Annotated in this window: 22 protein-coding genes; 8 read left to right on the top strand and 14 right to left on the bottom strand. The window is 65.8% G+C overall.

Annotated elements, in window-relative coordinates:
- Positions 1–83 precede the first annotated feature (83 nt).
- Together aptA and MTR66_RS03215 are read right to left on the bottom strand one after the other, a co-directional pair.
- On the bottom strand, positions 84–1,442 hold the full coding sequence (gene aptA / locus MTR66_RS03220; RefSeq protein WP_243917845.1) for an omega-aminotransferase AptA: 1,359 nt from the start codon (positions 1,440–1,442) through the stop codon (positions 84–86).
- 203 nt (positions 1,443–1,645) lie between these two features.
- A complete protein-coding gene (locus MTR66_RS03215; protein WP_243917843.1) occupies positions 1,646–2,539 on the bottom strand; it encodes a LysR family transcriptional regulator in 894 nt (297 codons plus the stop codon).
- An 89-nt stretch (positions 2,540–2,628) separates the two neighbouring features.
- On the opposite strand from MTR66_RS03215, the gene MTR66_RS03210 reads away from it, so the two are divergent.
- Positions 2,629–4,131 carry a CoA-acylating methylmalonate-semialdehyde dehydrogenase gene (locus MTR66_RS03210; protein WP_243917841.1) on the top strand — a complete coding sequence of 501 codons (1,503 nt, stop codon included), beginning with the start codon at positions 2,629–2,631 and terminating at the stop codon, positions 4,129–4,131.
- Positions 4,132–4,201: 70 nt separating this feature from the next.
- Here the strand turns inward: MTR66_RS03210 and MTR66_RS03205 are convergent, their stop codons facing one another.
- The 5 genes from MTR66_RS03205 to MTR66_RS03185 form a co-directional block, all read right to left on the bottom strand.
- Positions 4,202–5,143, bottom strand: a complete 942-nt coding sequence (locus MTR66_RS03205) for an alpha/beta fold hydrolase (RefSeq protein ID WP_243917839.1) — start codon at positions 5,141–5,143, stop codon at positions 4,202–4,204.
- A gap of 95 nt (positions 5,144–5,238) precedes the next feature.
- The gene (locus tag MTR66_RS03200; RefSeq protein WP_243917837.1) at positions 5,239–5,835 is read right to left on the bottom strand and encodes a TetR/AcrR family transcriptional regulator; all 597 of its coding nucleotides are present in this window, start codon (positions 5,833–5,835) and stop codon (positions 5,239–5,241) included.
- A 95-nt stretch (positions 5,836–5,930) separates the two neighbouring features.
- Positions 5,931–6,818 (bottom strand): S-methyl-5'-thioadenosine phosphorylase, encoded by an 888-nt coding sequence (gene mtnP / locus MTR66_RS03195; protein WP_243917835.1) that lies wholly within the window; start codon positions 6,816–6,818, stop codon positions 5,931–5,933.
- A gap of 11 nt (positions 6,819–6,829) precedes the next feature.
- The gene (locus tag MTR66_RS03190) at positions 6,830–7,429 is read right to left on the bottom strand and encodes a TIGR04282 family arsenosugar biosynthesis glycosyltransferase (protein ID WP_243917833.1); all 600 of its coding nucleotides are present in this window, start codon (positions 7,427–7,429) and stop codon (positions 6,830–6,832) included.
- 7 nt (positions 7,430–7,436) lie between these two features.
- Positions 7,437–8,183: a TIGR04283 family arsenosugar biosynthesis glycosyltransferase gene (locus tag MTR66_RS03185; RefSeq protein ID WP_243917831.1), complete on the bottom strand. Its 747-nt coding sequence runs from the start codon at positions 8,181–8,183 to the stop codon at positions 7,437–7,439.
- Between the two features lie 224 nt (positions 8,184–8,407).
- Here MTR66_RS03185 and MTR66_RS03180 point away from each other — a divergent pair, with 224 nt between their 5' ends.
- The 7 genes from MTR66_RS03180 (at position 8,408) to MTR66_RS03150 (ending at position 14,667) form a co-directional block, all read left to right on the top strand.
- The gene (locus MTR66_RS03180; RefSeq protein WP_243917829.1) at positions 8,408–9,244 is read left to right on the top strand and encodes a DUF547 domain-containing protein; all 837 of its coding nucleotides are present in this window, start codon (positions 8,408–8,410) and stop codon (positions 9,242–9,244) included.
- Position 9,245: 1 nt separating this feature from the next.
- The gene (locus MTR66_RS03175) at positions 9,246–9,971 is read left to right on the top strand and encodes a TVP38/TMEM64 family protein (RefSeq protein WP_243917827.1); all 726 of its coding nucleotides are present in this window, start codon (positions 9,246–9,248) and stop codon (positions 9,969–9,971) included.
- On the top strand, positions 9,964–11,379 hold the full coding sequence (locus tag MTR66_RS03170) for a dihydrolipoyl dehydrogenase family protein (protein ID WP_243917825.1): 1,416 nt from the start codon (positions 9,964–9,966) through the stop codon (positions 11,377–11,379). Before MTR66_RS03175 ends, MTR66_RS03170 begins: the two co-directional genes overlap by 8 nt.
- 66 nt (positions 11,380–11,445) lie before the next feature.
- Positions 11,446–11,748, top strand: coding sequence for a hypothetical protein (locus tag MTR66_RS03165; protein WP_243917823.1), 303 nt, complete (start codon positions 11,446–11,448; stop codon positions 11,746–11,748).
- Positions 11,749–11,750: 2 nt separating this feature from the next.
- On the top strand, positions 11,751–12,602 hold the full coding sequence (locus MTR66_RS03160; RefSeq protein WP_243917820.1) for a hypothetical protein: 852 nt from the start codon (positions 11,751–11,753) through the stop codon (positions 12,600–12,602).
- Positions 12,602–13,372 (top strand): glycosyltransferase family 2 protein, encoded by a 771-nt coding sequence (locus MTR66_RS03155; protein WP_243917819.1) that lies wholly within the window; start codon positions 12,602–12,604, stop codon positions 13,370–13,372. The genes MTR66_RS03160 and MTR66_RS03155 overlap by 1 nt, the downstream gene beginning before the upstream one ends.
- Positions 13,373–13,446: 74 nt before the next feature.
- The gene (locus tag MTR66_RS03150) at positions 13,447–14,667 is read left to right on the top strand and encodes a hypothetical protein (protein ID WP_243917816.1); all 1,221 of its coding nucleotides are present in this window, start codon (positions 13,447–13,449) and stop codon (positions 14,665–14,667) included.
- Here the strand turns inward: MTR66_RS03150 and MTR66_RS03145 are convergent.
- From MTR66_RS03145 to MTR66_RS03115, 7 genes are all read right to left on the bottom strand, one after another.
- Complete coding sequence (locus MTR66_RS03145; RefSeq protein WP_243917814.1) at positions 14,648–15,289, bottom strand: DUF1109 domain-containing protein; 642 nt, start codon at positions 15,287–15,289, stop codon at positions 14,648–14,650. The genes MTR66_RS03150 and MTR66_RS03145 overlap by 20 nt on opposite strands.
- Positions 15,289–15,792 (bottom strand): sigma-70 family RNA polymerase sigma factor, encoded by a 504-nt coding sequence (locus MTR66_RS03140; protein ID WP_243917812.1) that lies wholly within the window; start codon positions 15,790–15,792, stop codon positions 15,289–15,291. Before MTR66_RS03140 ends, MTR66_RS03145 begins: the two co-directional genes overlap by 1 nt.
- 114 nt (positions 15,793–15,906) lie before the next feature.
- Positions 15,907–16,548, bottom strand: a complete 642-nt coding sequence (locus tag MTR66_RS03135; RefSeq protein ID WP_243917810.1) for an ATP-binding cassette domain-containing protein — start codon at positions 16,546–16,548, stop codon at positions 15,907–15,909.
- Positions 16,545–18,356 (bottom strand): ABC transporter permease, encoded by a 1,812-nt coding sequence (locus MTR66_RS03130; RefSeq protein WP_243917808.1) that lies wholly within the window; start codon positions 18,354–18,356, stop codon positions 16,545–16,547. Before MTR66_RS03130 ends, MTR66_RS03135 begins: the two co-directional genes overlap by 4 nt.
- Positions 18,332–19,585, bottom strand: coding sequence for an ABC transporter substrate-binding protein (locus MTR66_RS03125; RefSeq protein WP_243917806.1), 1,254 nt, complete (start codon positions 19,583–19,585; stop codon positions 18,332–18,334). Before MTR66_RS03125 ends, MTR66_RS03130 begins: the two co-directional genes overlap by 25 nt.
- Positions 19,586–19,595: 10 nt before the next feature.
- On the bottom strand, positions 19,596–20,669 hold the full coding sequence (locus tag MTR66_RS03120; RefSeq protein WP_243917804.1) for a radical SAM/SPASM domain-containing protein: 1,074 nt from the start codon (positions 20,667–20,669) through the stop codon (positions 19,596–19,598).
- Positions 20,670–20,688: 19 nt separating this feature from the next.
- Complete coding sequence (locus tag MTR66_RS03115) at positions 20,689–23,673, bottom strand: TonB-dependent receptor domain-containing protein (protein WP_243917802.1); 2,985 nt, start codon at positions 23,671–23,673, stop codon at positions 20,689–20,691.
- Positions 23,674–23,697: the final 24 nt, after the last annotated feature.

Here is a 23,697-nt window from a genome sequence, read left to right as displayed (position 1 = left end):
TCGCCATCCATTGGTTTGCTGTGTCCCCATGATCGTTTTGAGCTGCCGGGTGCCGTCCCGGTCCTGTTTCGCGGCCCCCGCCTCTATCGCAAGGTTTCGAGAATGGCCCGCAGTTTGCCGGTGATTTCCTCAATTTGCGCTTCGCTGATGATGAGCGGCGGCGACATCGCGATGATGTCTCCCGTCGTCCGGATCAGCAGGCCGCTTTCGAAAGCGGCCTGAAACGCGGCCGTGCCGCGTGCGCCGGGGGCGCCTTCGCGGGGTGCCAGTTCGATGCCGGCCACCAGCCCCAGATTGCGGATGTCGGCAACGTGCGGGGCGTCGTGCAGGGAATGCACGGCGTCTTCCCACACAGGCGCCAGTGCGGCGGCGCGCTGGAACAGGCCTTCGTCTTCGTAGATTTTCAGTGTGGCCAGCGCCGCTGCCGATGCCACAGGGTGGCCCGAATAAGTATAGCCGTGGAAGAACTCGATGCCGCTCTGCACGCTGTCGAGCACCGTGTCGTAGATCCCGGTTCGCGCGGCCACTGCTCCCATCGGGATGGCACCGTTGGTAAGCCCCTTGGCCATTGTCAGGATATCCGGAGTGACGCCGAAGTGTCCGGCGGCCGTTGCCGCGCCCAGACGCCCGAAGCCGGTGATGACTTCGTCGAAGATCAACAGGATGCCGTGTTTGCTGGTGATGTCCCGCAGCCGCTGCAGATAGCCCTGGGGCGGGATCAGGACGCCGGTCGATCCGGCCACCGGTTCCACGATGACGGCTGCGATCGTTTCGCCGCCGTGCAGGGCGATCAGGCTCTCCAGTTCGTCCGCCAGAGCTTCGTTGCCCGGCTGCATGCCCCGCTGAAAACGCACGGCATTGCCTTGGGTGTGAGACAAGTGATCCACCCCCCAAAGCTGGGTGATGAAAGGGCTCCGGTTCCCGCCGATGCCGCCAACCGAAGTGCCGCCGAAGTTGGTGCCGTGGTATCCCCGCTGCCTGCCCACGAAACGGAAGCGCCCCGTGTCGCCGCGCGCACGGTGATAGGCGAGGCTCATCTTCAGGGCCGTATCGGCGGATTCGGATCCCGAGTTTGTGAAGAATATGCGGTCCAGCCCATCGGGCATGATCCCGGCTAGGCGGGATGCCAGTTCGAAAGGCAAGGGGTGCCCGAGCTGGAAGGTTGGCGCATAGTCTAGGTTAGCGATCTGACGTGTCACCGCGTCTGCGATTTCCCGGCGGGCGTGACCCGCGTTGACGCACCAGAGACCAGCGGTGGCATCCAGAATCCGGGTGCCGTCGGATGACGTGTAATGCATCCCCTCTGCTGATGCGAATATCCGCGGGTTGGATTTGAATGCCTTGTTGTCCGTGAACGGCATCCAGAAGTGGCTGGTATCCAGTGCCGCCTTCGTGGCGGCGGAGTGTCCGCTCTTGTCAACGACCGCATCAGAAATCGTCATTCGCTAAATCCTCAACATTCGAAGCCGCATGGCCCATTGCGCGTGCCTTGAGACAGGCGGGCAGGGGATCAGCTTTCGAGTGCGGGCATCCGTTCGAACAGGGGCAAAAGGCACTCGCCGTGGTGCATGATCAGCACCACGGTGCGGCGCTGCGTTAAGTCCGGTGCAGCGGGAGGGCAGGTGTTCCGGTTACTGCCCCGCCGTCACAGCAGGGCGGACTTGTTGCGCTCCATCAGGTCGTAGAGGAATGAGGTCACGACCTTTATGCGCGCCTGCGAGCGCAGATCGGAATGCACGACCAGCCAGTAGCTTCGTCTGACAGAGACTTCCCCGGGCAGAACCGGAACCAGCGCCGGATCGGACTGCGCGGTGAAGCTGTGCAGCAGTCCCAGCCCCAAACCTGCCGATACCGCCGCTTTCTGCGCGGCCAGCGAGCTTGAGCGGAAGGGCGTGCGGGCATTGGAGACGACCTGATCCAGATACCGCAGTTCCGGCATGCTGATGAGGTCATCGATGTAACCCACGAAGGGATGGCGGCTGAGGTCTTCGACGCGGCAGATGGGATCGTGCTGTTCCAGATAGCTGGACGAGGCATAGAGGCCGATGCGGTAGTCCGTCAGCCGCCGGGCATGGAAGCGGCCCCGGTCCGGCGCAGCCAGCGTTACCGCCATGTCGGCCTCGCGGCGGGTCAGATCGGCTTGATGGGATTGCAGTACGAGATCGAGGCGCAGGCCGGGATGACGCGCTTCCAGTTCCGCCGCTGCCGGGGCGACGAGGCAGGAGCCGAAGGCTTCGGGAGCAACCAGCCGGACCACGCCGTTCAGTTCCTCGTTCGCCGCTTCCAGCCGCCGTTCGGCGGCATGGGTCAGCTCCTCCATGTGCTCCGCGTGCTGTGCCAGTTCCTGTCCGGCGGCAGTCAGCCGCACGCCGGTCGTCGACCGGTCGAGGAGGCGCGTTCCCAGACGCCCTTCCAGGGCATCCATCCGCCGGGCGACCGTCGATTGGTCAAGGCCCAGCGCGCGCGCGGCGGATGCCATGCGCCCTTCGCGCGCGACGGCCAGGAAAAGGCGCAGGTCATCCCAATTGGCTATAGGCATTTTTGCATGATCTATCTGGATTTGCGTTTATGGTGTGGGCGTGGAGGCAGGGCTATTCCGGCCCAGGATTGTAATTGGGAGATGCCAAGATGCGTACCATCAGTCACTTTTTCGATGGAAAGGCCGCGCCGTTTTCGGGCGAGCGGACCGGAGAGGTGTTTAATCCTGCGCTCGGTGTGCCGCAGGCGCGCGTGGATATGGCCGATGCCGCCGTGCTCGATGCGGCGGTGGAGCGGGCCAAGGCGGCTCAGCCTGCCTGGGCGGCGCTCAACCCGCAGCGCCGGGCCCGCGTTTTCTTCAACCTCAAGGCGCTGATCGAGCGCGACATGCAGGAACTGGCGGAACTCCTTGCCTCCGAACATGGCAAGGTCGTTTCCGACGCGAAGGGCGATATCCAGCGCGGGCTTGACGTGGTGGAATTCGTCTGCGGCATTCCGCACCTCTTGAAGGGCGAATATACCGAAGGCGCCGGTCCCAAGATCGACGTCTATTCGATGCGCCAGCCGCTGGGCGTGGTTGCGGGTATCACCCCGTTCAACTTCCCGGCGATGATCCCGTTGTGGATGATGGCGCCTGCCATTGCCTGCGGTAACGCCTTTATCCTCAAGCCTTCCGAACGTGATCCTTCGGTGCCGGTAAAGCTTGCCGAACTGATGAAGGAAGCCGGGCTTCCGGATAATATCCTGCAGGTGGTTCACGGCGACAAGATCGTGGTGGATGCCATTCTTGACAACCCCGGTGTGAAGGCCGTCAGCTTCGTCGGCTCGTCCGACATCGCCCATTACGTCTATCAGCGCGGCGTCGCGGCGGGCAAGCGCATGCAGTGCATGGGCGGGGCCAAGAACCATGGCATCGTCATGCCCGATGCCGATCTCGATCAGGCCGTTGCCGATATTCTGGGTGCGGCTTACGGTTCGGCCGGGGAACGCTGCATGGCTCTCCCGGTGGTCGTGCCGGTGGGAGAGGCAACCGCCGATGCCCTGCGCGCCCGGCTCATTCCGGAAATCGAGAAGCTGCGCGTCGGCATCCAGACCGACGCCGATGCGCACTATGGCCCGGTGGTGTCCGCCCAGCACAAGGCGCGGATCGAAAACTACATCCAGATGGGCGTGGACGAAGGCGCCGAACTGGTGATCGACGGGCGCGGGTTCTCGCTCCAGGGGTATGAGGACGGCTATTTCCTGGCCCCCAGCCTGTTCGATCGCGTGACCCCGGCCATGAAGACCTACACCGATGAAATCTTCGGCCCGGTTCTGCAAATGGTGCGCTCCCAGTCGCTGGACGAGGCCATCGGTCTGGCCTCCCGCCACCAGTATGGCAATGGCGTGGCGATCTTTACGCGCAACGGTGAAGCGGCGCGCGAATTCGCGCAGCAGGTGGAAGTGGGCATGGTCGGCATCAACGTGCCGATCCCGGTGCCGGTTTCCTATCACAGCTTCGGCGGCTGGAAGCGCTCCGGGTTCGGGGACATGAACCAGTATGGCATGGACGGCGTCCGCTTCTACACCCGGGTGAAGACCGTGACCCAGCGCTGGCCTTCGGGCGACGGCGGCATCGTCGATCAGAGCTTCGTGATCCCGACGATGAAGTGATGGTATTGGGGGAGGCATCGGCAAGCCGGATGTCTCCCCCAAACCATTTTGGTGCACCGCGGACTGGCGGTTAGGCTTTCAGGAAGCCCAGCAATCCCGCCAGCAGCGCTTCCGGCTGCTCTTCGGCCGGGAAATGGCCGCTTTCGGGAATGATCAGCGATTCCACATTGCTGGCCAGCGTCCGCATCTCGTTCTCTACGAGAGGGCCGCAAGCCCGTCCGCCCGCGAAGGTGAAGACGGGGATCTCGACCATCTTTTCCTTGTGCCGGCGGATCTGCGGGATCGTATCGTCGATGGCGCGATAGTAATCGAAACTGGCTTTCAGCGTGCCGGGAATGCGGCGCAGCATCTCGATATAGAAATCGCGGGCATATTTGGGCACGCCGTCAGGCGTTCCAGCCTTTGTTTCGAACTGGTAGTTGAAGAAAAGGTCTTCGCGCCCTTCCACCAGCCGCTCGTTGATGTCGTAGGCGCGGTTGAAATTGAAGTGCCACAGGAAGTCGCTCATCATCCGGTTGTCGGGCACCAGTTCGGGGGAGGGTGACGCGCCGACGATCGTTCCCTCGCCCAAGGCCAGGCGCCTGATCCGTTCCGGGCGGGCGGCGGCCATGGCATATCCCACCTGCACGCCGATATCGTGCCCGGCCATGACGAAGCGTTCGTGGCCCAGAGTGTCCATGAGCGCGAACATGTCACCGGCCAGCGTATCCGCATCGTACCCGTCCGCCGGCTTGCTCGACAGGCCCCATCCTCTCGGGTCCACGGCAATGACGGTGAAGTGCTGGCTGAGCGGCAGCATCAGATAGCGCCAGGCATACCAGTTCTGCGGCCATCCCGAGTGCAGCAGCAAGGGCTCTCCGCTGCCGCCGATTACGGCATGGAGCCGGACCGCGCCGGTATCAATGCTGTAGCTCTTGAAGGTGTCCGCAAACCCCTCGGGAAGCCGAGGCACGTCAGTGACCGACCCATAGCCGGAGAGGGGAGTGATACGCTCGGAAACGGTGGATGCCACGTAGCGGCCCTTTCTGTGTCTATTTTTGTAACACGTGACACATAATAGGGCATACATCCGGTTTCAATGAATTTTGTTCTACTCGTTACAAAAATCTAGCTTGCGAACATCCGGTCGCAGAAAAGCTCTGCCGTGCGGGTGAGGGCGGCCTTGTCCGTTCCGTCCACGGCGGCGATGGCAAGGCCGCTGAAAAACGCGAGGATGCACTCGGCCAGCGCGGCAGGATCGCTGCTTTTCGCGGAAGGTTCCTGCGCCAGGCGTTTCACAAGCTGCTCGCGCAGGCCGCGCCTTTCGGTGCGGAGAAATGCGCGGATGCGGTCGTTGCCGCCGCCGGGCAGATCTGCGCCGAGCAGGACCAGGCAGCCGCGCTGCGGTTCGGTGGCCACGAACGCCTCAATCGACAGTGACAGCATCGTCCCGATGGCGGTTTTCAGATCGGGAATGCGCTCAAGGGCCTGCCATGCCGGGCCTGCTTCCGATGCGACATAGAGTTTGACGGCCTCGCGGAACAGGCCTTCCTTGGAGCCGAAAGCGGCATAGATGCTGGGCGATTCAATGCCCATGGCGCCGGTCAGCTGCGCCATCGTGGTGCCGTCATAGCCGTTTTGCCAGAACACGTGCATGGCCTGCCGCAAGGCCTCGTCGCGGTCAAAGCTGCGTGGTCTGCCGCGCCGTGCGGGGCTTGCTGTCATGTTTGTTTCCTGAACGGCCCGGAACCGGCGGGCGCATGCAGGCCGTCATACGGGAACGACCGGCATTTGTCAGGGCTGCTCACCGAAGAGCGGTATCAGGAGGCGTGCTCTTTATCCGAAAGGAGCGGTTCGAGCGCGGCCAGACGATGCGCGGGCATGCGTTCGCGCGGTGTGACGAGTGCTGTCCGGAGCGCATCGAAAGCGTGCGATGCCGGGCGCTCGCTGCCCAGCATCGCCACGGCCCGGGCCACTACCTGCTGGGCCAGCGCGGCATTGCTGAGGAGATTGCGCAGCGCCAGATCGGCGCTGACGTTTTCCTCATGCGGGTGCCAGCAGTCGTAATCGGTGATCATGGCCAGGCTGGCGTAGGCGATCTGGGCTTCCAGGGCGAGCTTGGCTTCGGGCATGTTGGTCATGCCGATGATGTGCCCGCCCATGGCCTGATACCAGCGGGATTCGGCCAGGCTGGAGAAATGCGGGCCTTCGATGCAGACATAGGTGCCTTGCCGGTGGAGCTGTCGTTCCTGCGCGCCCGGCGTTGCCGCGATCGCGCTGGCCAGCACCTCGCGCACGGCGTGGCAGACCGGCTGCGCCATGGAGACATGGGCAACCACCCCATCGCCGAAGAAGCTGGTTTCCCGCCGTTTGGTCAGATCGATGAACTGGTCCGGCAGCACCAGATCCAGCGGCGCCCGATCCGGGGCAAGCGATCCCACGGCGGACACCGAGATCAGATAGCGCACGCCCAGCTGCTTCATAGCGTGAATATTGGCGCGGTAATTGACTTCGGAAGGCAGCAGCCTGTGCCCGCGTCCGTGCCGCGCCAGAAAGGCCACGGGTGTGTCGCCGATCCGGCCCAGAACGAAAGCATCGGAAGGCGGGCCGAAGGGTGTGTCCATCGTCACTTCACGGGCATCTTCAAGGGCTTCCATGTCATAGAGGCCGCTGCCCCCGATGACACCGGCGAGCGGGCGTTGCGTCATGTGCATGTCCTTTACGTTGTTGTGGCGGAGGGGCGCTGGCGGAACCGCCGCAGGCTTTCGCCATCGTCCACGTCTTCGAGCGGGCGCAGGAAGGCGGTGCGATGGCCGGAAAGGTTGCGGCGGACATCGTCCAGCGTGTGGGAGGTGGACCAGCGCACGCCGGAGAAAGGGCGCAGCCGGTCCGGCCGCCGCAATCCGATCAGCCAGAAGCCGCCGTCGCAAGCCGGTCCGGCCACGGCATCGTGGCGGCGCAGCGCGGCCAGGGCATCGGCAATGTCCTGCGCCCGCACATGCGGGGCATCGCTGCCGATCACGATCACGGGCGCACGCGGCAGGCGATCCAGAACGTGGTTGAGCCGCATGCCGAGATCGCCGCCGCCCTGCTGGATGGCCTGGAAAGGGGCGGTCCATCCGGCCGAACCGGCCGGTGTCGCCGCGATCCACGGGCGCCAGCGCGGATCGCCGCCCAGCTCGCGTTTCAGCATGGCGATGGCGCGGCGCTGAAACCACAAGGCGCCGGTATTGCCGATGTCGCGCGCCAGCCGCCGCTTGCCTTCTCCCAGCCGGGGGCGGCGGGCAAAGATGACGAGATGCGGAAGGAGGTTGCTCATTGCCGTCTCATTGCGTGCCGTAGAGCGCGGCGATCCGGTCCGGCGAGATGCCCATCCGGTACAGCGCGGCGCAGGCCATGTTGCGGCCGCTGCGCCGCAGCCAGCCTTCTTCCCGCCACTTGCGGGCAGACGTGACGGCGCGGCTGGGCAGCACGGTGAGCCGCCGCCGCCCGATCGCGCGCACGGCATCGAGGTCTTCCATGATGGCGATGGGGCGGAACAGGCCCAGCCTGTCGAACAGCGTGCGGTGGATCAGCAGGCCCTGATCGCCATAGGGCAAGGCCAGCAGGTGCACGCGCAGCGAGACCAGCCGTTCCAGCACGCGTGCCTGCCACTCCCGTGCATCGAGCGCAAAGCGGAACACGGCGGCCTGTTCGCGTGCCTGATCGCGGGCCATCCAGGCGGCGGCGTCGTTGGTCCATCCCGGGGCGAGCGCGGTGTCGGCATGGAGGAACAGCAGCCATTCGCCCCGGGCCGTGGCCGCGCCCAGATTGAGCTGTGGGCCGCGCCCCTTGCGGCCGGTGACGACCGTTGCGCCCATCCGCCGGGCCACGTCGCCGGTGCCGTCGGACGAGCCGCAATCCGAAACGATGATCTCGTCCGCGCCGGAGGCCACGCTGGCGATCGTGCGGGGCAATGTAGCGGCGGCCTGCAGGGTGGGGATCACGACCGACAGTGTTTCGCGCATCGCGGCGGCGGTGCGGCCGGATGCCGTTCCCCCGGCCGGACCAGAGCCGTGCGCGCGAAAAGTCAAAGCGGTGTCTCCCCGAAAGCATGCTGGCCGAAGCGCGGCCGAAGAGCGCCGGAACCTGCTGGCGGGTTCGGGGGCGCAGGCGGTTTCGTTACAGCGCCCCGGTTGAGAAGCGTATTTTGTGCGCTGCGAAATTATTTCGCACGGTGCGCGTAACCGGCCCCGGCCTGCCTGCGTAGACCCCATCGACACAGGGGTTCTTCCGGCTCGCAAGGGGTAGGTAATTCATGAGAAGTGTTGTGCACACCGCGGCGGAGGGGCTGATCAGCCGCCGCCGTTTTGTGGGGCTCGCTGCCGCGATCGTGGCTTTGCAGGCCTGTTCGAAAGGCCCCGGCAAGGCCGACGAGGCTTTCCTCGCATCGGGCGGCGGCGGCAAGACCGTCGATCACGATGCCTGGGACAAGTTTCTGGCTGCCTATGTCCGCCCGCAGAAGAGCGGTATCAATCTGGTGGCCTACTCGGCCGTCAGCGACGGTGACCGTGACAGCCTGCGCTCCTATCTCGACCGGTTGCAGAAGGTTGCTGTCAAGGATCTTGGCCGTGATGAGCAGTTCGCTTTCTGGGTGAACCTCTACAATGCCGCCACGGTCAATCTGATCCTGGAGGAATACCCTGTCGCCTCGATTCGCGATCTGGGGCTGCTCGGGCAGGGGCCATGGGGCGACAAGATCCTGACTGTCGAAGGTAAGGATCTTTCGCTCGACGATATTGAACATACCGTCCTGCGTCCGATCTGGAAGGACGTGCGCATTCACTATGCGGTGAACTGCGCCTCGATGGGGTGCCCCAATCTCGCCACCCGCGCCTATCGCGCCAGCCTCAAGGACGAGATGCTGAATGCGGGCGCCAAGGCCTATATCAACAGCCCGCGCGGTTTCCGGCTTGGAGACGATGGGCTCGTCGCCTCCAGCATCTACGATTGGTATCAGGTCGACTGGGGCAGCCCGGAGAAAGTGCTGGAGCACGCCCGCAGCTTCGCCGCCGGGAAGACCGTGGACCTGCTCAAGGGCAGGACCACGATCGACAGCTACGACTACGACTGGTCGCTGAACGAGGTGGTTTGACATGGCCAAATCATCCTCGCTCAAGCGCTGGGCTCCGCTCGGCGTGGCTGCCGCCTGTCTCGTCGCGTTCTTCGCGCTGGGCGGGCCCAAGTACATCTCGCTCGAATGGATGCAGCAGAACCGGGACTGGCTTTCCGGCTTCGCCAGTTCCCGCCCGCTGACCGCGTTTCTGCTGATGATCGTGATCTATGCCGGGCTGGTGGCGATCTCGTTTCCCGGCGCCAGTCTGCTGACCATCTTTGCCGGGTTCATGTTCGGCGCCTGGGTCGGCACTGGCGCCGTCGTGCTGGGGGCGACGATCGGGGCTGTGGCGATCTTCGTCATGGCCCGCTCCACGTTCGGCGATGCGCTGGCCCGCAAGGCGGGTTCGGCCGTCGATAAATTGCGCGAAGGGTTCGAGCGCGACGAGACCAGTTATCTGCTGATCCTGCGCCTGGCCCCGGCGTTTCCGTTCTGGCTGGTCAACATCGCCGCCGGATTGCTCGGCGCGCGCCTGCGCACGTTTGCCTGGACCACGCTGGTCGGCATCGTGCCCGGTTCCTTCGTCTATGCCTCGATCGGGGCGGGAGCAGGGGCACTGCTCGATGCGGGCAAGTCGCTGAGCCTCGCGGGGGCGCTGACCCGCACCGAAGTCATCCTCCCCATTGCCGGCCTGATCGTGTTGTCGCTGCTGCCCATGGCACTGCGGCGCATTCAGGGCCGCCGTCAGGACGCGACCCATGGCTGAGCGTTACGATCTTTGCATCATCGGGGCCGGTTCCGGCGGCCTCTCACTCGCGGCCGGGGCCGCGCAGATGGGCGCCAAAGTGGCGCTGATAGAGCGCGGCGAAATGGGCGGGGACTGCCTCAACACCGGTTGCGTGCCATCAAAGGCGCTGCTGGCTGCCGGGCATGCGGCGCAGGTTTTCCGCTCCTCCGCCGCCTTCGGGATCGCTCCGGCCGAACCGCAAGTCGATTTCGCAGCGGTCATGGCCCATGTCAAAGGGGTGATCGCGGCGATCGCGCCCAACGATTCGCAGGAGCGCTTCGAAGGGTTCGGCGTCGACGTCATCCGCGCGCCGGCGCGCTTTACCGGCCCGTCTGCCGTATCCGCCGGAGACCGGACGATCACCGCGAAGCGCTTCGTGGTGGCCACGGGTTCCACGGCGGCAATCCCGCCGGTGCCGGGACTGGGCGAAGTCGATTACCTCACCAATGAAACCCTGTTCGAGCTGGAGCAGCGCCCCGATCATCTGATGATCATCGGTGCCGGGCCGATCGGCTGCGAAATGGCGCAGGCCTTCCGCCGTCTGGGTTCTGCCGTGACGCTGCTCGACCGGGGGCCGATCCTGCCCAACGAAGATCCGGATGCCGCCGCCGTTGTGCGCGAGGCGCTGGAAGCGGAGGGCATCGACATTATCGAGAATGCCGGGATTTCCGGTGTCCACAAAGACGCGAACGGGCGGATCACTGTGATGCTCGCAGGCCAGTCGCAGACGCTGCACGTCACGGGAGACAAGCTGTTGGTGGCGGCGGGGCGCAGGCCCAATCTCGATCTAGGCCTCGATGCGGCGGGGATCGAACACACGCCGAAAGGCATCAAGGTGGACCGCCGCCTGCGCACCAGCAACCGCCGGGTCTACGCCATCGGCGATTGCCGGGAGGGGCCGCAGTTCACCCATGCTGCGGGCTATGAATCCGGCGTCATCGTCCAGAACGCGCTGCTGCGGCTTCCGGCCAAGGTGAACTACGCGGCGCTGCCGCGCGTGGTCTATACAGATCCGGAGCTGGCGCAGGTGGGCCTCTCACGGGCCGAGGCCGAACGCACGCTGCCCGGTGTCGCGGTGCATGACTGGCCGTTTCACGAGAACGACCGCGCCCAGGCCGAGCGGCGCACCGAAGGCTTCGCGCGGATCGTCACGTCCAAAGGCCGCATCGTCGGCGCCACCTTCGTGGGCAAGAACGCGGGCGAACTGCTGCACCCCTGGACATTGGCGATCGGCCAGAAGCGCAAGCTTCGCGCCATGACGGGCGCGATCGTGGCTTATCCCACGCTGTCCGAAGTGGGCAAGCGCGCCGCGTCGAGCGCCTTCACCGCCGCGCTGTTCGGCCCATCGATGCAGCGCGCCGTGCGCTGGCTGGGACGGCTGCCGTGATCATTCAAAGGCATGAAAACAATAATGTTTGTTTCGAGAGGATCGAGAGAAAGAGGGAGTATTGTGATGACGTTTCTCGGTAAAGTCAGCATGGGGGTGGCCAGTGCCGCTCTGTTCGCGCTGCCGGTGTCGATGGCCCATGCTTCGGGTTCGATCGGCGGCGGTGCCAACCAGAATCCGCTGCGCGTGGGCCAGGGCATCTACGTGAAGAAGATCGCCTGCAAGAGCTGCGCCTATCCGGGCGGGCTGAAATCGCCCCAGGCCGTTTCGGAAGCGCTGGGCAAGATCTCCAGCGGCGCGATCGCGCTTTCCGACAGCGAGCGCAAAGCCGTCACGGCCTACATCAACAAGCGTTTCAAAAGGAAGTGAGCATGATCCTCTCTCCCAACCGCGCCTTGCGTCTGGCCGGGCTGGCGGGCCTTTTGGCCCCGGCGCCTGCGTTCGCCGGTGACATTTCACCATGGACCCCGCTGGATGGCGGGGCCGAGGTGGAAGCCGCCTATATCTATCAGGAAGCCGACGATTTTTATGCAGGCGATGCCAAGTCAGACCTGCCGGCCGATCTGTCGCAGGATACCGTGACCCTGTCGGTCTCTTACGGCATCACCGACCGGCTCGCCGTCGATGTGCAGACGGGCTATTCAGGCACCGATTTCATCGTCACGCCGGGGCTTTCGCCCAATGGCGGGCTGGATGGGCTGACCGATACGGTCATCGGCCTGCGCTACAAGCTGCTCGATGAAACGTTCGGGGCGCCGGTCACATTCACGGTGGGCGCCGCTGCCATTATCGAGGGCGACTATGAGACCGGCGCTCTTCCGGCGATCGGCGATGGCGGATCGGGCGCGCAGTTTGCCGTGGCGGCGGGCAAGCAGATCGGCCCGGTCTCGCTGTCGGGCGATATCGGCTACCGCACCCGGGGCAACAACATCCCTGACGAGATCTTCGGATCGGCGCAGATCGGCGCTTTCACGCCGAGCGGTTTCGGCGTGTACGGCGGGCTTTCCTTCACCGATTCCACCAGCGGGCTGGATATCGGCCAGCCGGGCTTCACCCCGGCGCTGTTCCCGCAGGTTGAGGAGGATACTTACCTCTGGTCGGTCGGGGCCTCGGCGCCGTTTCTGGCGGGCAGCTCTGTCAACGTGACGTATGGCCACGTGTTCGAAGGGCGCAATACGTCCAATGCCAGCTTCGTCCGGGTCGGCCTCGGCTACAGCTTCTGATGCTGGATCAGCCCCCTCTGAGGGTCGGGGTCGTCATTCCCGCCCGCGACGAGGCGGCGACTGTCGGCCGGGTGGTGCAGGGGATGCGCGGCCTGGGCCGATGGGATGAACGCGTGCATGTCTCGGTGGTGATCGTCTGCGACAACGGTTCGCAGGACGATACCGCCGGGATCGCCGCGCGGGCCGGAGCGCTGGTCGTGACCGAGCCGGAGCCCGGCTATGGCCGGGCCTGCCTGGCAGCCATAGCGCGCCTGCCGGCGGTGGACGCCGTGCTGTTCGTCGATGCCGACGGACAGTTCGAACCGGCCGATGCCCGCCACCTGCTGGGGGCGGTGATGGACGGGGCCGATCTGGTGATCGGCTCACGTCCCGCAGGCCGTCCGGACAAGCATGCCCTGTCGCTGCCGCAAAGGTTCGGGAACTGGCTGGCCACCCGCATGATCCGCCTGTTCTGGAATGCCGAATATTCGGACCTGGGGCCTTATCGCGCGATCCGGGCGGATGCCCTGGCGCGGCTGGATATGCGCAGCCGGACATTCGGCTGGACAGTTGAGATGCAGGTCAAGGCCATCCAGGCAGGGTTGGTAGTTGCCGAACGAGCGGTTTCCACCCGGCGCCGCATTGGCCGCTCGCGCATCAGCGGCACGCTGCGCGGCGTGATCATGGCGGGGGTGGGGATCATCGGCACAATCGTGCTCTTGCGCGTGCGGGAACGGCGGTTTCGCAAGGCGCTGTTCCGGCAGGAACGGCGCGGGCGGATCGCGATGTGACTTTGCCGGGCGGGTTCGCTTCCCCGCGCCTTGTGCCGTGGCCCGCGCTTCTTTGCCTTTCCGGTGCGGCGGCCATGGACTTTACGGACAGGTTCGCGGGCTGGAGCGCGATTGCCGTGCTCGTCCTCGCCTCGGCCGCGATGCTAGCCGGTGCGGCTTTGTGCCCTGCGGAAACGAAGCGGAGCCGGGTGTTCCTCATCGCTGCAGCCATCGCCGCCATCGGGCTATGCGGCCGTCCCTTGTTCGAGGACGATCACTACCGCTACCTTTGGGACGGATACCGCACGGCCACGGCCGGTTCGCCCTATGGCGCAGCCCCGGAGCGCTTCGAGTTCGACGATAGCGTGCCCGAACGGTTCCGCGGCATTCTCGATTTCGTCAACAACCCCGAAGTGCCCACGATCTACGGCCCGGTTCTCGAAGGGGGATTCTATCTCGGCTATCTCGTGGCGCCGGGCCATGAGCGGGCCTTGCGGCTGATCTGGGCACTGGCCGCATTGGCGATGACCGGGATGCTGCTGCGGCATTTTTCCGCGCGCGATGTGGCCTTGTTCGCCTGGAATCCGCTACTGCTGAAGGAAACCTATCTCAGCGGCCATCCGGATATTCTGGTGGCGGTGCTGCTGTGCGGGGGATGGCTTCTGGCCTGCCGGAAGCCGGGCATGCGCTTCGCCTGGACGCTGGGGCTGGCGGCGGCAACCAAGATCGCCGCGCTTGCTGCCGGGCCGCTGCTCTTGCTGGCAGAAAGGCGCTTGCGGGTATTCGCAGCGGCAGGCGCGGCGTTCCTGATCCCTTATGCGCCGTTTCTTCTGGCCGGAGGGATCGCGAGCGACGGAGCCGGGCTTTCGGTGTTCGCGCAGCGCTGGCTGTTCAATCCCTCTCCGCTGTACCTTGCAGCCAATGCCGTGCTTGGCGGGGAGGGCGCCCGGCTGGCGCTTGGGCTGGCCGGAGCTGCGTTGGCCCTGTGGCTGCTGTGCCGCCGTTCGGCTCTCGATACGCAGACTTTGCCGCCGTTTCACCTGCTGTTCGGGGCCGTCCTGCTTGTCTCCCCAGTGGTGAACGGCTGGTATCTGCTCTGGGGGCTGCCTGCGGCGGTGGGGCGGCGCCTTGTCTGGCCGTGGATCGCTTCGGCGGCGCTGATGCTGAGCTATGCGCGCGGGGAAGTTCTGGAGGCGGCCTGGCTCGATCCCTTCGCGCTGCACCCGGCGGCCTATGCAGTGGAATGGAGCGCGATTGCGCTGGCGCTGGCGTGGGATGGCTGGCGGGCGTGGCGCTCTACCAGCGCAGGACGATAGGCCCCAGCAGGATCCCGAACAGCGCGGGGATGGCAACGCCCAGCGTGTACCACAGCCCGATGAAGACCGCCGAGACTTCCACGCAATGCAGCGCATAGGCGAAAGCGGCCAGCGCCCCGGCCCCGGCCCCGGTCACAAACCCGGCCAGGCGCTTGCGCGAAGGGGCAAAGCCGCGCAGCGCCCAAAGGCCGCCTGCCAGCAACGGAATGGCGAGTATGGTGATGATCACCGGGCACTGGGCCCAGCTTTTGCCCATCCACAGCATGGACCAGCCTTCCGGCCCGGCCTGCCGGGTCTGGATGGCGGCCAGGATCGCGATACCGGCAAAGGGCAGAGCCGCCAGCCACAACACCCCCGCCTTGCGCACCTCCGGATGTGCCAGCCGCGCGGCGGCGGCGATCGTCACCGCCGCCAGCATCGCGACGTAGATCCACTTCACCCAGAACGGGAACGTTTCGACCGCTTGCGGCAGATCCGGGCGCAGCCCCAGCTTGCCGAGGACAACGGCCAGCGCCACCGCGAACCCCGATGCCAGGCCCAGCGTCATCCGCCGTGCCAGCACATGCCGGGGCACTGGCGCATAGTCGGCCATCAGCGACTGGATGAGATCTTCGTTCGTCATCACACGCTGTCCCTGATCCGTTGCATCAGGGCTTTCAAGCCGCGATGGGCGGAAACCTTGACGTCTGACTCGCTCAGCTTGGTGCGGAGGGCGCTGTCCTTGATGCTGTATCCGTGCAGTCTTGTATCCCTTATTGCCTGGGCCTGCTTGGCCGTCAGTGTTTCCAGCAGTTGTTCGATGTCGAGCCGGGCCATGGCTTCGTCCTCGAACCCTTGTTCGCCCAGTTCATGCTCGATCGCGTCCAGATCTTCAAAGTTGCGGTGCTTGCGCAGGAAATCAATGGCCTTGGAGCGGGCGACGGCGAAAAGCCAGGGGGAGAACGGCCGCTTGCGGTCATAGCTGGCGCGGCGGGAGTGGACCGTGATCAGGGCTTCCTGCACGATATCATCCACGTCCATGCGAAGATTGGCGAACCTGGCCCGGTAATAGGCGTGCAGCACCCGGCCCACAGCGCGAAGCAACGCCTCGTGAGCCCGGGCATCTCCGTCCAGGCTGGCGACCATAAGGCTTTTCAGCCGGTCTTCGCTTGTACTCATCCCCCTGCCGTTCGGGGGCAGGGCGGTTTCGGTTACAGATGAGCGTAAATTTAATTTCCCCGTGGGGGGCACCGGCGGCGTTCATACCAGCTCCTCCCCGCCGATTTCCATCAACCTGCCGGGCACATCCTTCCTGTCGTGCGTCACCAGCAGGGCGGGTATTCCCCGGGACGCAATCGTGGCGAAAGTGAAGGCGCGGATCCGTTCGCGCAGGGCCATGTCGAGCCGGGCGAAAGGCTCATCGAGCAACAGCGCGCGCGGCTCGGCCAGCAGGGCGCGCATCAGCGCGACGCGGGCGCGCTGCCCGCCGGAGAGCGTTTCCGGGCGGCGCGCGGCGATGCCGGGCAATTCCGCTTCGTGCAAGGCCGCCTGCACCCGCTGCCAGCGTTCGTGCCGATTCACCGCGCGCGGCACGGCAAAGGCCAGGTTCTCGGCCACGGTCATATGCGCGAAGAGCAGATCGTCCTGAAACAGCACGCCGATGCGGCGGCGTTCGACCGGCACGCCGTCCAGCACCGCGCCGTCCAGCATGATGGAGCCGCCGGCCGTGAACGCGGGATCGAGCACACCGCTCACATGCGCGATCAGGCTGGACTTGCCCGATCCGCTCGGCCCCATCAGCGAGAGGGTTTCGCCCGGGCGCACATGGACCGACAGCGGCCCTGCCAGATGGCGCGTGCCAATGGCGATCGTGACGTTCGAAAGAGTCAGCCCGGCCTTCATGCGATGCTCCTTGCCCTGCGTGCCCCGCGCCCCGGCATGGCCAGAGCCGCCAGCAGCGCCAGAAAGGGCAGGACGGTAAGGACCAGCCCCACCATCCCGGCGGCTCTGCGGTCCGCGCCGGATGCCAGGGCCACCGCTTCGGTCGTCAGCGTGGGAACGCGTCCCGCCCCGGCGAATACGGTGGGCAGATACAGGCTCGTACTGACGGAAAAGCCCACGGCCGCCGCAATGGCCAGCGGGCGGGCCAGCAGCGGCAGCTTGATCCGCAGCAGCGTGCGCATCCGGCCGGCGCCCAGTGTGCGCGCCGTTATCGCAATGCGCGGATCGAGCGCGCGGTACGGCTCGGACAGGACCAGCAGGACATAGGGAAAGACGATCAGCAGATGGGACAATGCCACCGCCAGAAAGGTGCCATCGATCCAGAGGCGGTTCCACAAGTATTGCAGGCCGAACAGAAAGCTGATCTGCGGTACCAGCAAGGGCAGATAGACGATGGCCTGGCGCCGTGCTGTTCCTGACGCTGTGCCGGAACCGGGCGCGCCTTCCAGCCACAGCACGGCGGCAAGCGTGGCCGCGATGCTGGTGGAAAGCGCCAGCGCCAGCGTGTTTCCGGCCAGCGTGGGCAGCGCTGATGCGTCCGCGCTCCACATGGCCAGGGTGAAGGTTTCGGGCAGCGCATCGGGCCAGCTCCAGCGCCCGGAGACCGACCACAGCGCCAGCGTGAGCGCCGATCCGGCGGTGGCGGCAAGAGCCGCCGCCAGCCCGCCCGTGCCCAGCGCGGCAAGCGCCTTTTCGCCGAAGCCCTGGCGCACGCCGCAGGAAAGGATCGGGCGGGCGAGCGCTGTAAGGGCCAGCTCCAGCACACGCCACAGGCCGATGGCCAGCAGCGCCAGCACGAGCTGGAAGAACGCGGCAGCGGCGGCCTTGGCTTGAGACGCTTCCTCGAAGAACCCGTACCAGGCGAGCGTCAGCGGCGCGAGCGGGGCCGGGGCGGCGGGGCCGAGCACGATCGCGGCATCGATCGATGTCAGCGAAGCGGCCAGCACGGCATAGACCGGCAGGCGGATCTGCGGATAGACTTGCGGCAGCACTGTCAGCATCCAGCCGCGCATCGTGCCATAGCCCATGGTCCGCGCGGTCCGCAGCGCGCCGCTGGCCTGCGTCTGCCCCTCTGCGGCGATCAGCATCAGGATCAGAAACAGGCTTTCCTTGAGTGCAAGCGCAGCAAGCAGCGCCAGACCGCGCGGATCGTTGACGATAAGCAAGTCGGGCGGGGTGTCCCAGCCCGTGGCCCAGGGGGAAAACAGCCGCGCGACAAAGCCGCTCGGCGCGGCCAGAAAGGCGAGCCCTGCCGCAAAGGATGCGAAAGGCACCGCCAGGACCGGGGCCAGCCACAGGCGGATGCGGGCGAAGAGGCTGGTATCGTGCAAGGCGGCGACGGCACCGATGGCTATCGCGGCAGCGGCAAAAGTGGCGCCAAAGCCGGTAAAGAGCGTCAGGCGCAGCGCCGGGGCAAACCCCGGATCGCCGAACAGCGCATGCCACGGGGCAAGGCTCCAGCGGCACGGCCCCAGCGCGGGATGGCAGCCGAAGGCGGGCAAGGCCGCTCCGGCCAGCCCTATGGCGATGGGCCCGGCCAGCAGAATGGCAAATCCGGCCGGAAAGTAGCGCAGGGCGAAGCCGCTGCTGCCCAACCGGCGCTTTGCAGGCTGCGCGCGCGGTTTTCCGGCGGCGGGTTCACGCCGGAAATTCCGCCCGGGGGAAAGGTACGCCGCGCCCGTGATCATGATGCGTACCGCGCGCGCCATGCCTCGGCGAGCTTCACCTGCCAGCTGGGATGCGGTTCGAGCAGGCCTTTGGCCTCGCCTCCACCGATAGGCTGGGGTGCGGCCAGCGCGGCAAAGCGCGCGCGGTCTTCGGCGCTGAGCTTGGCGGGATCGAGCACGGTGGGGTCGCCCCAGACTTTGGTGTCTGCCTTGCGGGCCTGCGCTTCGGGGGAGAGCAGGAAGTTCGCCGTAACCATCGCGGCGGCCTTGGCCGCGGCATTGAAGGGGATCGCCACGAAATGGCAGTTCTGGATGGTGCCGCCGTCGAGGATGTAGGATCGCGACGATGGCGGCAGGAAGCCCCCGGCCACGGCGGTTGCCGCCTCGGAAGGGTTGAAGGACATCGCAATGTCCACTTCCCGGTCTTCCAGAAGCTGGCGCAAGGCCCGGTAATCGTGCGGATAGGCACGGCCCTTGCGCCACAAATGGGGATGCAGGGCGTCCAGAAAGGCCCACAGCGGCCGGGTGTGAGCCGCAAATTCGGCATCGGCGAAAGGCCGGTACAGCACGCTGCGATCCGTGATCAGTTCCAGCAGCGCCTGTTTGACGAAAGCGATACCTACGAAATCGGGTGGGGCCGGATAGGCCATGCGGCCCGGATGGGCGGCGGCCCAATCGAGCATGGCAGGCACCGAACGCGGCGGCATCGTGCCCCGCGCACTGTCATAGAAGAAGGTTAGCTGGGCCATGCCCCAGGGGCTTTCGTAACCCTCGATCGGGATCGTGAAATCGGAGACGGTGGCTGGCTTCCCTTCGGTATCGACCAGCCGCCAGTGCGGCAGCCGCTGGGCGAACGGGCCCCATAGCAGGCCCGCCTTGCGTGCCGCGTTGAAATTCTCGCCATTGATCCACACAAGATCGGTGCGCCCGCCCGCCGCGCGGCCCGAGGCCTTGTCCGCCAGCAAGGTCTGGACGGTATTGGCGGTATCCCCGGTCTTGATGTGCCGCACGGCGATATCGAACCGCTTGCGCAGAACCGCGCCGGTCCAGGCGATATAGGCATTGATCTTGGGATCGCCCGCCCATGCCGCCCAGTTGACGGTTTGTCCGCGCGCAGCCGCAATCACCTCGTCCCAGGGGGCGTCCGGCGCAATGTCCGGCCCGTCCGCCCGGGCGCAGGCGCTCAGCGTTAGCGGCAGCATGGAGGCGATCGAAAGCCCGGCCAGCGTCTGGCGCCGGGTCAGGTCCGAAAGGGCAGGGCGGTCTTTCATGACGGTGAGATCACGCCGCCTTGCACGCCATGCGCCGGGCCCGGCGCTGCTGGCGCAGCCGGGTGATTTCCCGCACCATGACTTCTTCGTGAAACCGGTCGCAGCCGATGCACGGGTTGCTATAGGCCTTTCCGGCGGGCGTTACCGTCTGGCAGGCTTCGGCGAAGCGCGCCTCGTCCCAGCCGAATTCCAGTCCCATCCGGTCCGGCCGCCCTTCGGAGAGAGCCTGATAGACCGGGTGCCCGGCAAGACTGTCGAGGATTTCCGTCAGCGGCTCTTCGGTGAGGTTGCCCACCGGCAGCTTGGTCTTGGCGCAGCAGGGGAAGACATCGCCGCTGGGGTCTACCGAGACTTCGGAGCCCGAATGGCGGTGGTCGAGGAAATTGCGCGCCCCGGCCCAGTCGGCGCAGAAGTTGTCCTCCATTCCGGCGGTGGAAAGGCTGTTTTCCCAGGCCCGGCCGCGCGGCCACAGCTTGCCGATCCATTCGTCCTCAGTCGCGCCGAAGAAGTGATAGAGTGGGCCGTCCTCGTCGCTCCAGGCGATGTTGTCGCTGTTGTCCGCCTGCCAGCCGGAGCGGTTGATCCCGGCCTGTGCGAACCAGCCTTCCAGTCTGGCGATCAGCGGCAGGCGCTTTTCCCCCTCCATGCCGACATGGAAATCGTCCATGCCGGAAATCGAGATCATCCAGACGCCGCGTTCGAGCAGATCCTCGATAATCTGCGGGGTGACGAGATCGCCGGTGGTCTGGACGATGATCTTGATGCCGCCGCGCCCGTATTTGGCCTGAAGGCGCTCCATTGCCGGATAGAGCACCGCCTCGCGAACCGGATCGAGCAGGACTTCGCCGCCCGCCAGAATGATCCGCCCGGTCTTTTCCCGGTATCCGCCGCCGGGCAGCGGCGCGTTGCGGTCCAGATAGGTCATTTTGCGCGGCAGGTTGTCTATGACCCGGGGAAAGTTGTCCGCCGCCTGCGCGACGACACCGTCCAGCGCGCCGCGCACATAGGGGCGGAACCGGGTTTCGTAGCAGTGCCTGCACTTGCGGTGGCAGGCCCATGACATGGCGTAATAGATCGATTCCAAGGAAGCCTCCTTCTCGGGCTCAGAAGCGGTAGCGGGCGGTGAGTTGCAGGCTGCGCGGCTGGCTGGCGCTGTTCTGCACGAACGGGCGGCCCTGCACCTGAATCTGGTTGGACGAGGTGAAGTTCACCGGAAAGCCGCTCTTGTTGTTGGCGTCGAACAGGTTGAACACGTCCGCGCGCAGATCGAGCCCGCCGGGGCCGAAGCCGTCGAAGCGGTAGCCCAGGCCCAGATCGAAAGTGGCGGCCCACGGCAGGCGTCCCGAATTGCGGGTCAGGCCGGGCGCGCGGTCGGGATTGCCGGTGTACTGGTCGGAGAACGAAAGCCCGTCGCCGTTGAGATCGGTGGTGCCGAAGATGGCCGCGTCGGGCACATAGTTCACCGGTTGGCCGGACTGGATCAGCCCTGCCAGCGAGACGGTCAGGCGCTCGGTGGGGTAGAGATTGACCAGCGCGGAAATGACATGCGTGCGGTCGTTCAGCGAAGGGCCGTAGTCCGCGCGGAAATTGTTGGCGTCGTTGGCGCGGAAGTTGATGTCGTCGGTATCGTTCCTGAGCGTGGAGAGCGTGTAGAACAGGCTGAAGTCATAGGGATCGGTGCCCTTTGCCTTCTGCAGCTTGAAGATCAGCGCAGCATAGCGCGAACGCCCGCCCGAATCGGTGACGATGATCGAACGCGCGCCGCCTTCCGGAACTGACCCGTCGGGATTGAGCGCGGGCCGCGTCGCATCGGCGGCACCGGCGGGACGGATCAGGCCCAGCGCGGCGCGCTCTTCCGGGCTCAGCGCGGCCACGCCATCGGGCCCCAGCGCATCGTAGGCCGCCTGATTGAAGGTGAAAGGCGCAGGCGCGTCGAGATCGACGAGCCGCAGCAGATGGCGCCCGCGCGCATATTGCGCATCGACGCCGACGAGCCAGCCCGGGGCCGCCTGCCATTCCACGCCAAGGCTCAATTGCAGCGTCTGCGGGTTGTCGAGCCCCGAAGGATTGAAGATGCGGCGCTCGCCATACGTCAGGGTATCGGCAAGGGGACCGAACTGGGTGGGATCGGGGCACTGGAAGGCCGCGGTGCACAGCGCGGTCAGGTCCACGCTGGCATTGCCGTCGCCGCTGGTGATGCGGCCGATGTCCGTGCCCGCGGGCAGGATGCCCTGATCGATCAGCGTCTGAAGCTGGCCGCGGAATCCGGCGCTGACCGATCCCTGCTGGATCGCGTCGGAGATCACCGAATAGGGAATCTTCTCGGTATAGAGGCCGATGCCGCCCCGGATCGCCACGGTCTCGCTCGGCGTATAGTTGAACGAAAAGCGCGGGGCGAAATTGTTGGTGTCGCCCTTGCCGCCGATCGCAGTGAGACTGTCGTAGTCGTAGCGCAGGCCGAGCGTCAGGCTGAGATCGTCGGTCGCCTGAAACTGATCCTCGATATAGGCGCTGTAGATGCGCTGCGGCACGCCGAAGGCGCGCGGCTGGACTTCGAAGTTCGCGTTGAGCAGCGTCACGTCGGCAGGCAGATCGCTGATGGAGAACCCGCTGCCCACGCCTTGCAGCGCGGCAAGCTGCGCCGGGCTCAGCGAAACGGCATAGTTCCCGTCGATATTGCCGCCGCCCTGCAGCGAGAAATCGGCAATGATCAGATCGCCGCCGATCTTCAGCCGGTGGCGGCCGAAATCGAATGTCAGCTTCTGCTGGGTCTGGAACGTGCGCTCGGTCTCGTCGAAGATGTAGCCCGGGCTGCCAATGACGGCGATAGGGCTGGACAGGTCGCTGCCCGCATAGACTGTCGCCTGCGGCCCGGCGCCGCGCAGCGGGCGGCCGAAATTCCAGTCGAACCCGCCGTACTGGAACGCGCCAGTGTAATCGAAGCCGTCGCCCGCATAAGTATTGATCAGGGCGATGTTGGTCGAATAGCGGTCCTGCACGCTGCCTGCGCTGGGGAAGGTGACGCCGCCGTCAAGGCCGCCGCCCTGCCGTTCGAGCTGGACCCGCCCGTGGTTGAAGCGCAGCGTCGTGCGCAGCCGGTCGGACCAGTTGTGATCGAGGCGGCCGGTGATCAGGATCTGTTCGTTGCGGCCGGTCAGCCGCTCGTTGACGCCGAGCGCGGGGGCGGACAGCACGTTGTCGGTGACGTCGCGGACATATTCGGCATTGAGGAAGAAGAACGTGCGGTCCTTTACGATCGGCCCGCTCAGCGAGACGCCGCCCTGATAGCGCTGGAAATTGTCCGAAACCGGCGCGCCGAACAGCGAATTCTGCGTGCCGTCCGGGCGCGAGGCGGTAAAGCCGCCGGGCCGGGTGACGAAGAACGCCTCGCCCGAGAAGGTATTGCCGCCCGACGGGGTGGTGACATTGACCACGCCGTTCGCCGTCCGCCCGTATTCGACCGAATAGGAGCCGGACAGCACCGTCACGTCCTGAATGGCGCCCACCGGCACCGGAAAGCGCTGCCCGCCCAGGAAGTTCTCGTTATTGTCAAGCCCGTCGATCGTGTAGTTGGTGTAGAGCGCGTTGGCGCCGTTGATGGCGACGGCGGGGGCCTCGGCAAAGAAGCCGGTCGATTGGGTGACGCCCGGCAGGCGGAACAACAGCCGTTCGAGGCTGCGCGCCTCCACGGGAATGCGCCGGATCTCGTCCGCCGTCAGCGTGGCGGAAACTTCGGCGTTGGAAGTGTTGAGCGCCGAGACCGTGCGCAGGCCGGTGACGACGATCGAGCCGGCATCGACCGGTTCCAGCCGCAGCGTAACGTTGGACTGGAACTCCGAACGCAGCGAGACCAGATCGGACGTGAAAGCGCGGAACTGGCTGGTGGCATCGGTCTCGATCCGCCATGTCCCGCCACTGCCCAGCGCGCCGAAGCGCAGGCGGCCCTGGCTGTCGGTCGTGCCTGAAAGCGTCTGGTCTGTAGCGGTATTGGTGGCCCGCACGGCAATGCCATGGGCCGGGCTGCCATCGGGGGCGACGGCTTTCACTTCCAGAGCCGATTCGGCATGAGCCTGGCTGCTGATGGCCATGCTTGCAGCGGCCAGTGCCGTGGC

Origin of the sequence: Novosphingobium beihaiense, from assembly GCF_022832375.1 — a bacterium.
Classification (GTDB): domain Bacteria; phylum Pseudomonadota; class Alphaproteobacteria; order Sphingomonadales; family Sphingomonadaceae; genus Novosphingobium; species Novosphingobium beihaiensis.
The sequence above is the reverse complement of the archived record's forward strand: the minus strand, read 5'-3'. Positions and strand labels throughout refer to the sequence as shown.

What these genes read in the sequence shown, in the direction of transcription:
- aptA (WP_243917845.1), bottom strand. Translation starts at nt 1,442, where the DNA reads ATGACGATTTCTGATGCGGTCGTTGACAAGAGCGGACACTCCGCCGCC.
- MTR66_RS03215 (WP_243917843.1), bottom strand. Translation starts at nt 2,539, where the DNA reads ATGCCTATAGCCAATTGGGATGACCTGCGCCTTTTCCTGGCCGTCGCG.
- MTR66_RS03210 (WP_243917841.1), top strand. Translation starts at nt 2,629, where the DNA reads ATGCGTACCATCAGTCACTTTTTCGATGGAAAGGCCGCGCCGTTTTCG.
- MTR66_RS03200 (WP_243917837.1), bottom strand. Translation starts at nt 5,835, where the DNA reads ATGACAGCAAGCCCCGCACGGCGCGGCAGACCACGCAGCTTTGACCGC.
- mtnP (WP_243917835.1), bottom strand. Translation starts at nt 6,818, where the DNA reads ATGACGCAACGCCCGCTCGCCGGTGTCATCGGGGGCAGCGGCCTCTAT.
- MTR66_RS03190 (WP_243917833.1), bottom strand. Translation starts at nt 7,429, where the DNA reads ATGAGCAACCTCCTTCCGCATCTCGTCATCTTTGCCCGCCGCCCCCGG.
- MTR66_RS03180 (WP_243917829.1), top strand. Translation starts at nt 8,408, where the DNA reads ATGAGAAGTGTTGTGCACACCGCGGCGGAGGGGCTGATCAGCCGCCGC.
- MTR66_RS03175 (WP_243917827.1), top strand. Translation starts at nt 9,246, where the DNA reads ATGGCCAAATCATCCTCGCTCAAGCGCTGGGCTCCGCTCGGCGTGGCT.
- MTR66_RS03170 (WP_243917825.1), top strand. Translation starts at nt 9,964, where the DNA reads ATGGCTGAGCGTTACGATCTTTGCATCATCGGGGCCGGTTCCGGCGGC.
- MTR66_RS03165 (WP_243917823.1), top strand. Translation starts at nt 11,446, where the DNA reads ATGACGTTTCTCGGTAAAGTCAGCATGGGGGTGGCCAGTGCCGCTCTG.
- MTR66_RS03160 (WP_243917820.1), top strand. Translation starts at nt 11,751, where the DNA reads ATGATCCTCTCTCCCAACCGCGCCTTGCGTCTGGCCGGGCTGGCGGGC.
- MTR66_RS03155 (WP_243917819.1), top strand. Translation starts at nt 12,602, where the DNA reads ATGCTGGATCAGCCCCCTCTGAGGGTCGGGGTCGTCATTCCCGCCCGC.
- MTR66_RS03150 (WP_243917816.1), top strand. Translation starts at nt 13,447, where the DNA reads ATGGACTTTACGGACAGGTTCGCGGGCTGGAGCGCGATTGCCGTGCTC.
- MTR66_RS03145 (WP_243917814.1), bottom strand. Translation starts at nt 15,289, where the DNA reads ATGACGAACGAAGATCTCATCCAGTCGCTGATGGCCGACTATGCGCCA.
- MTR66_RS03140 (WP_243917812.1), bottom strand. Translation starts at nt 15,792, where the DNA reads ATGGTCGCCAGCCTGGACGGAGATGCCCGGGCTCACGAGGCGTTGCTT.
- MTR66_RS03135 (WP_243917810.1), bottom strand. Translation starts at nt 16,548, where the DNA reads ATGAAGGCCGGGCTGACTCTTTCGAACGTCACGATCGCCATTGGCACG.
- MTR66_RS03130 (WP_243917808.1), bottom strand. Translation starts at nt 18,356, where the DNA reads ATGGCGCGCGCGGTACGCATCATGATCACGGGCGCGGCGTACCTTTCC.
- MTR66_RS03125 (WP_243917806.1), bottom strand. Translation starts at nt 19,585, where the DNA reads ATGAAAGACCGCCCTGCCCTTTCGGACCTGACCCGGCGCCAGACGCTG.
- MTR66_RS03115 (WP_243917802.1), bottom strand. Translation starts at nt 23,673, where the DNA reads ATGGCCATCAGCAGCCAGGCTCATGCCGAATCGGCTCTGGAAGTGAAA.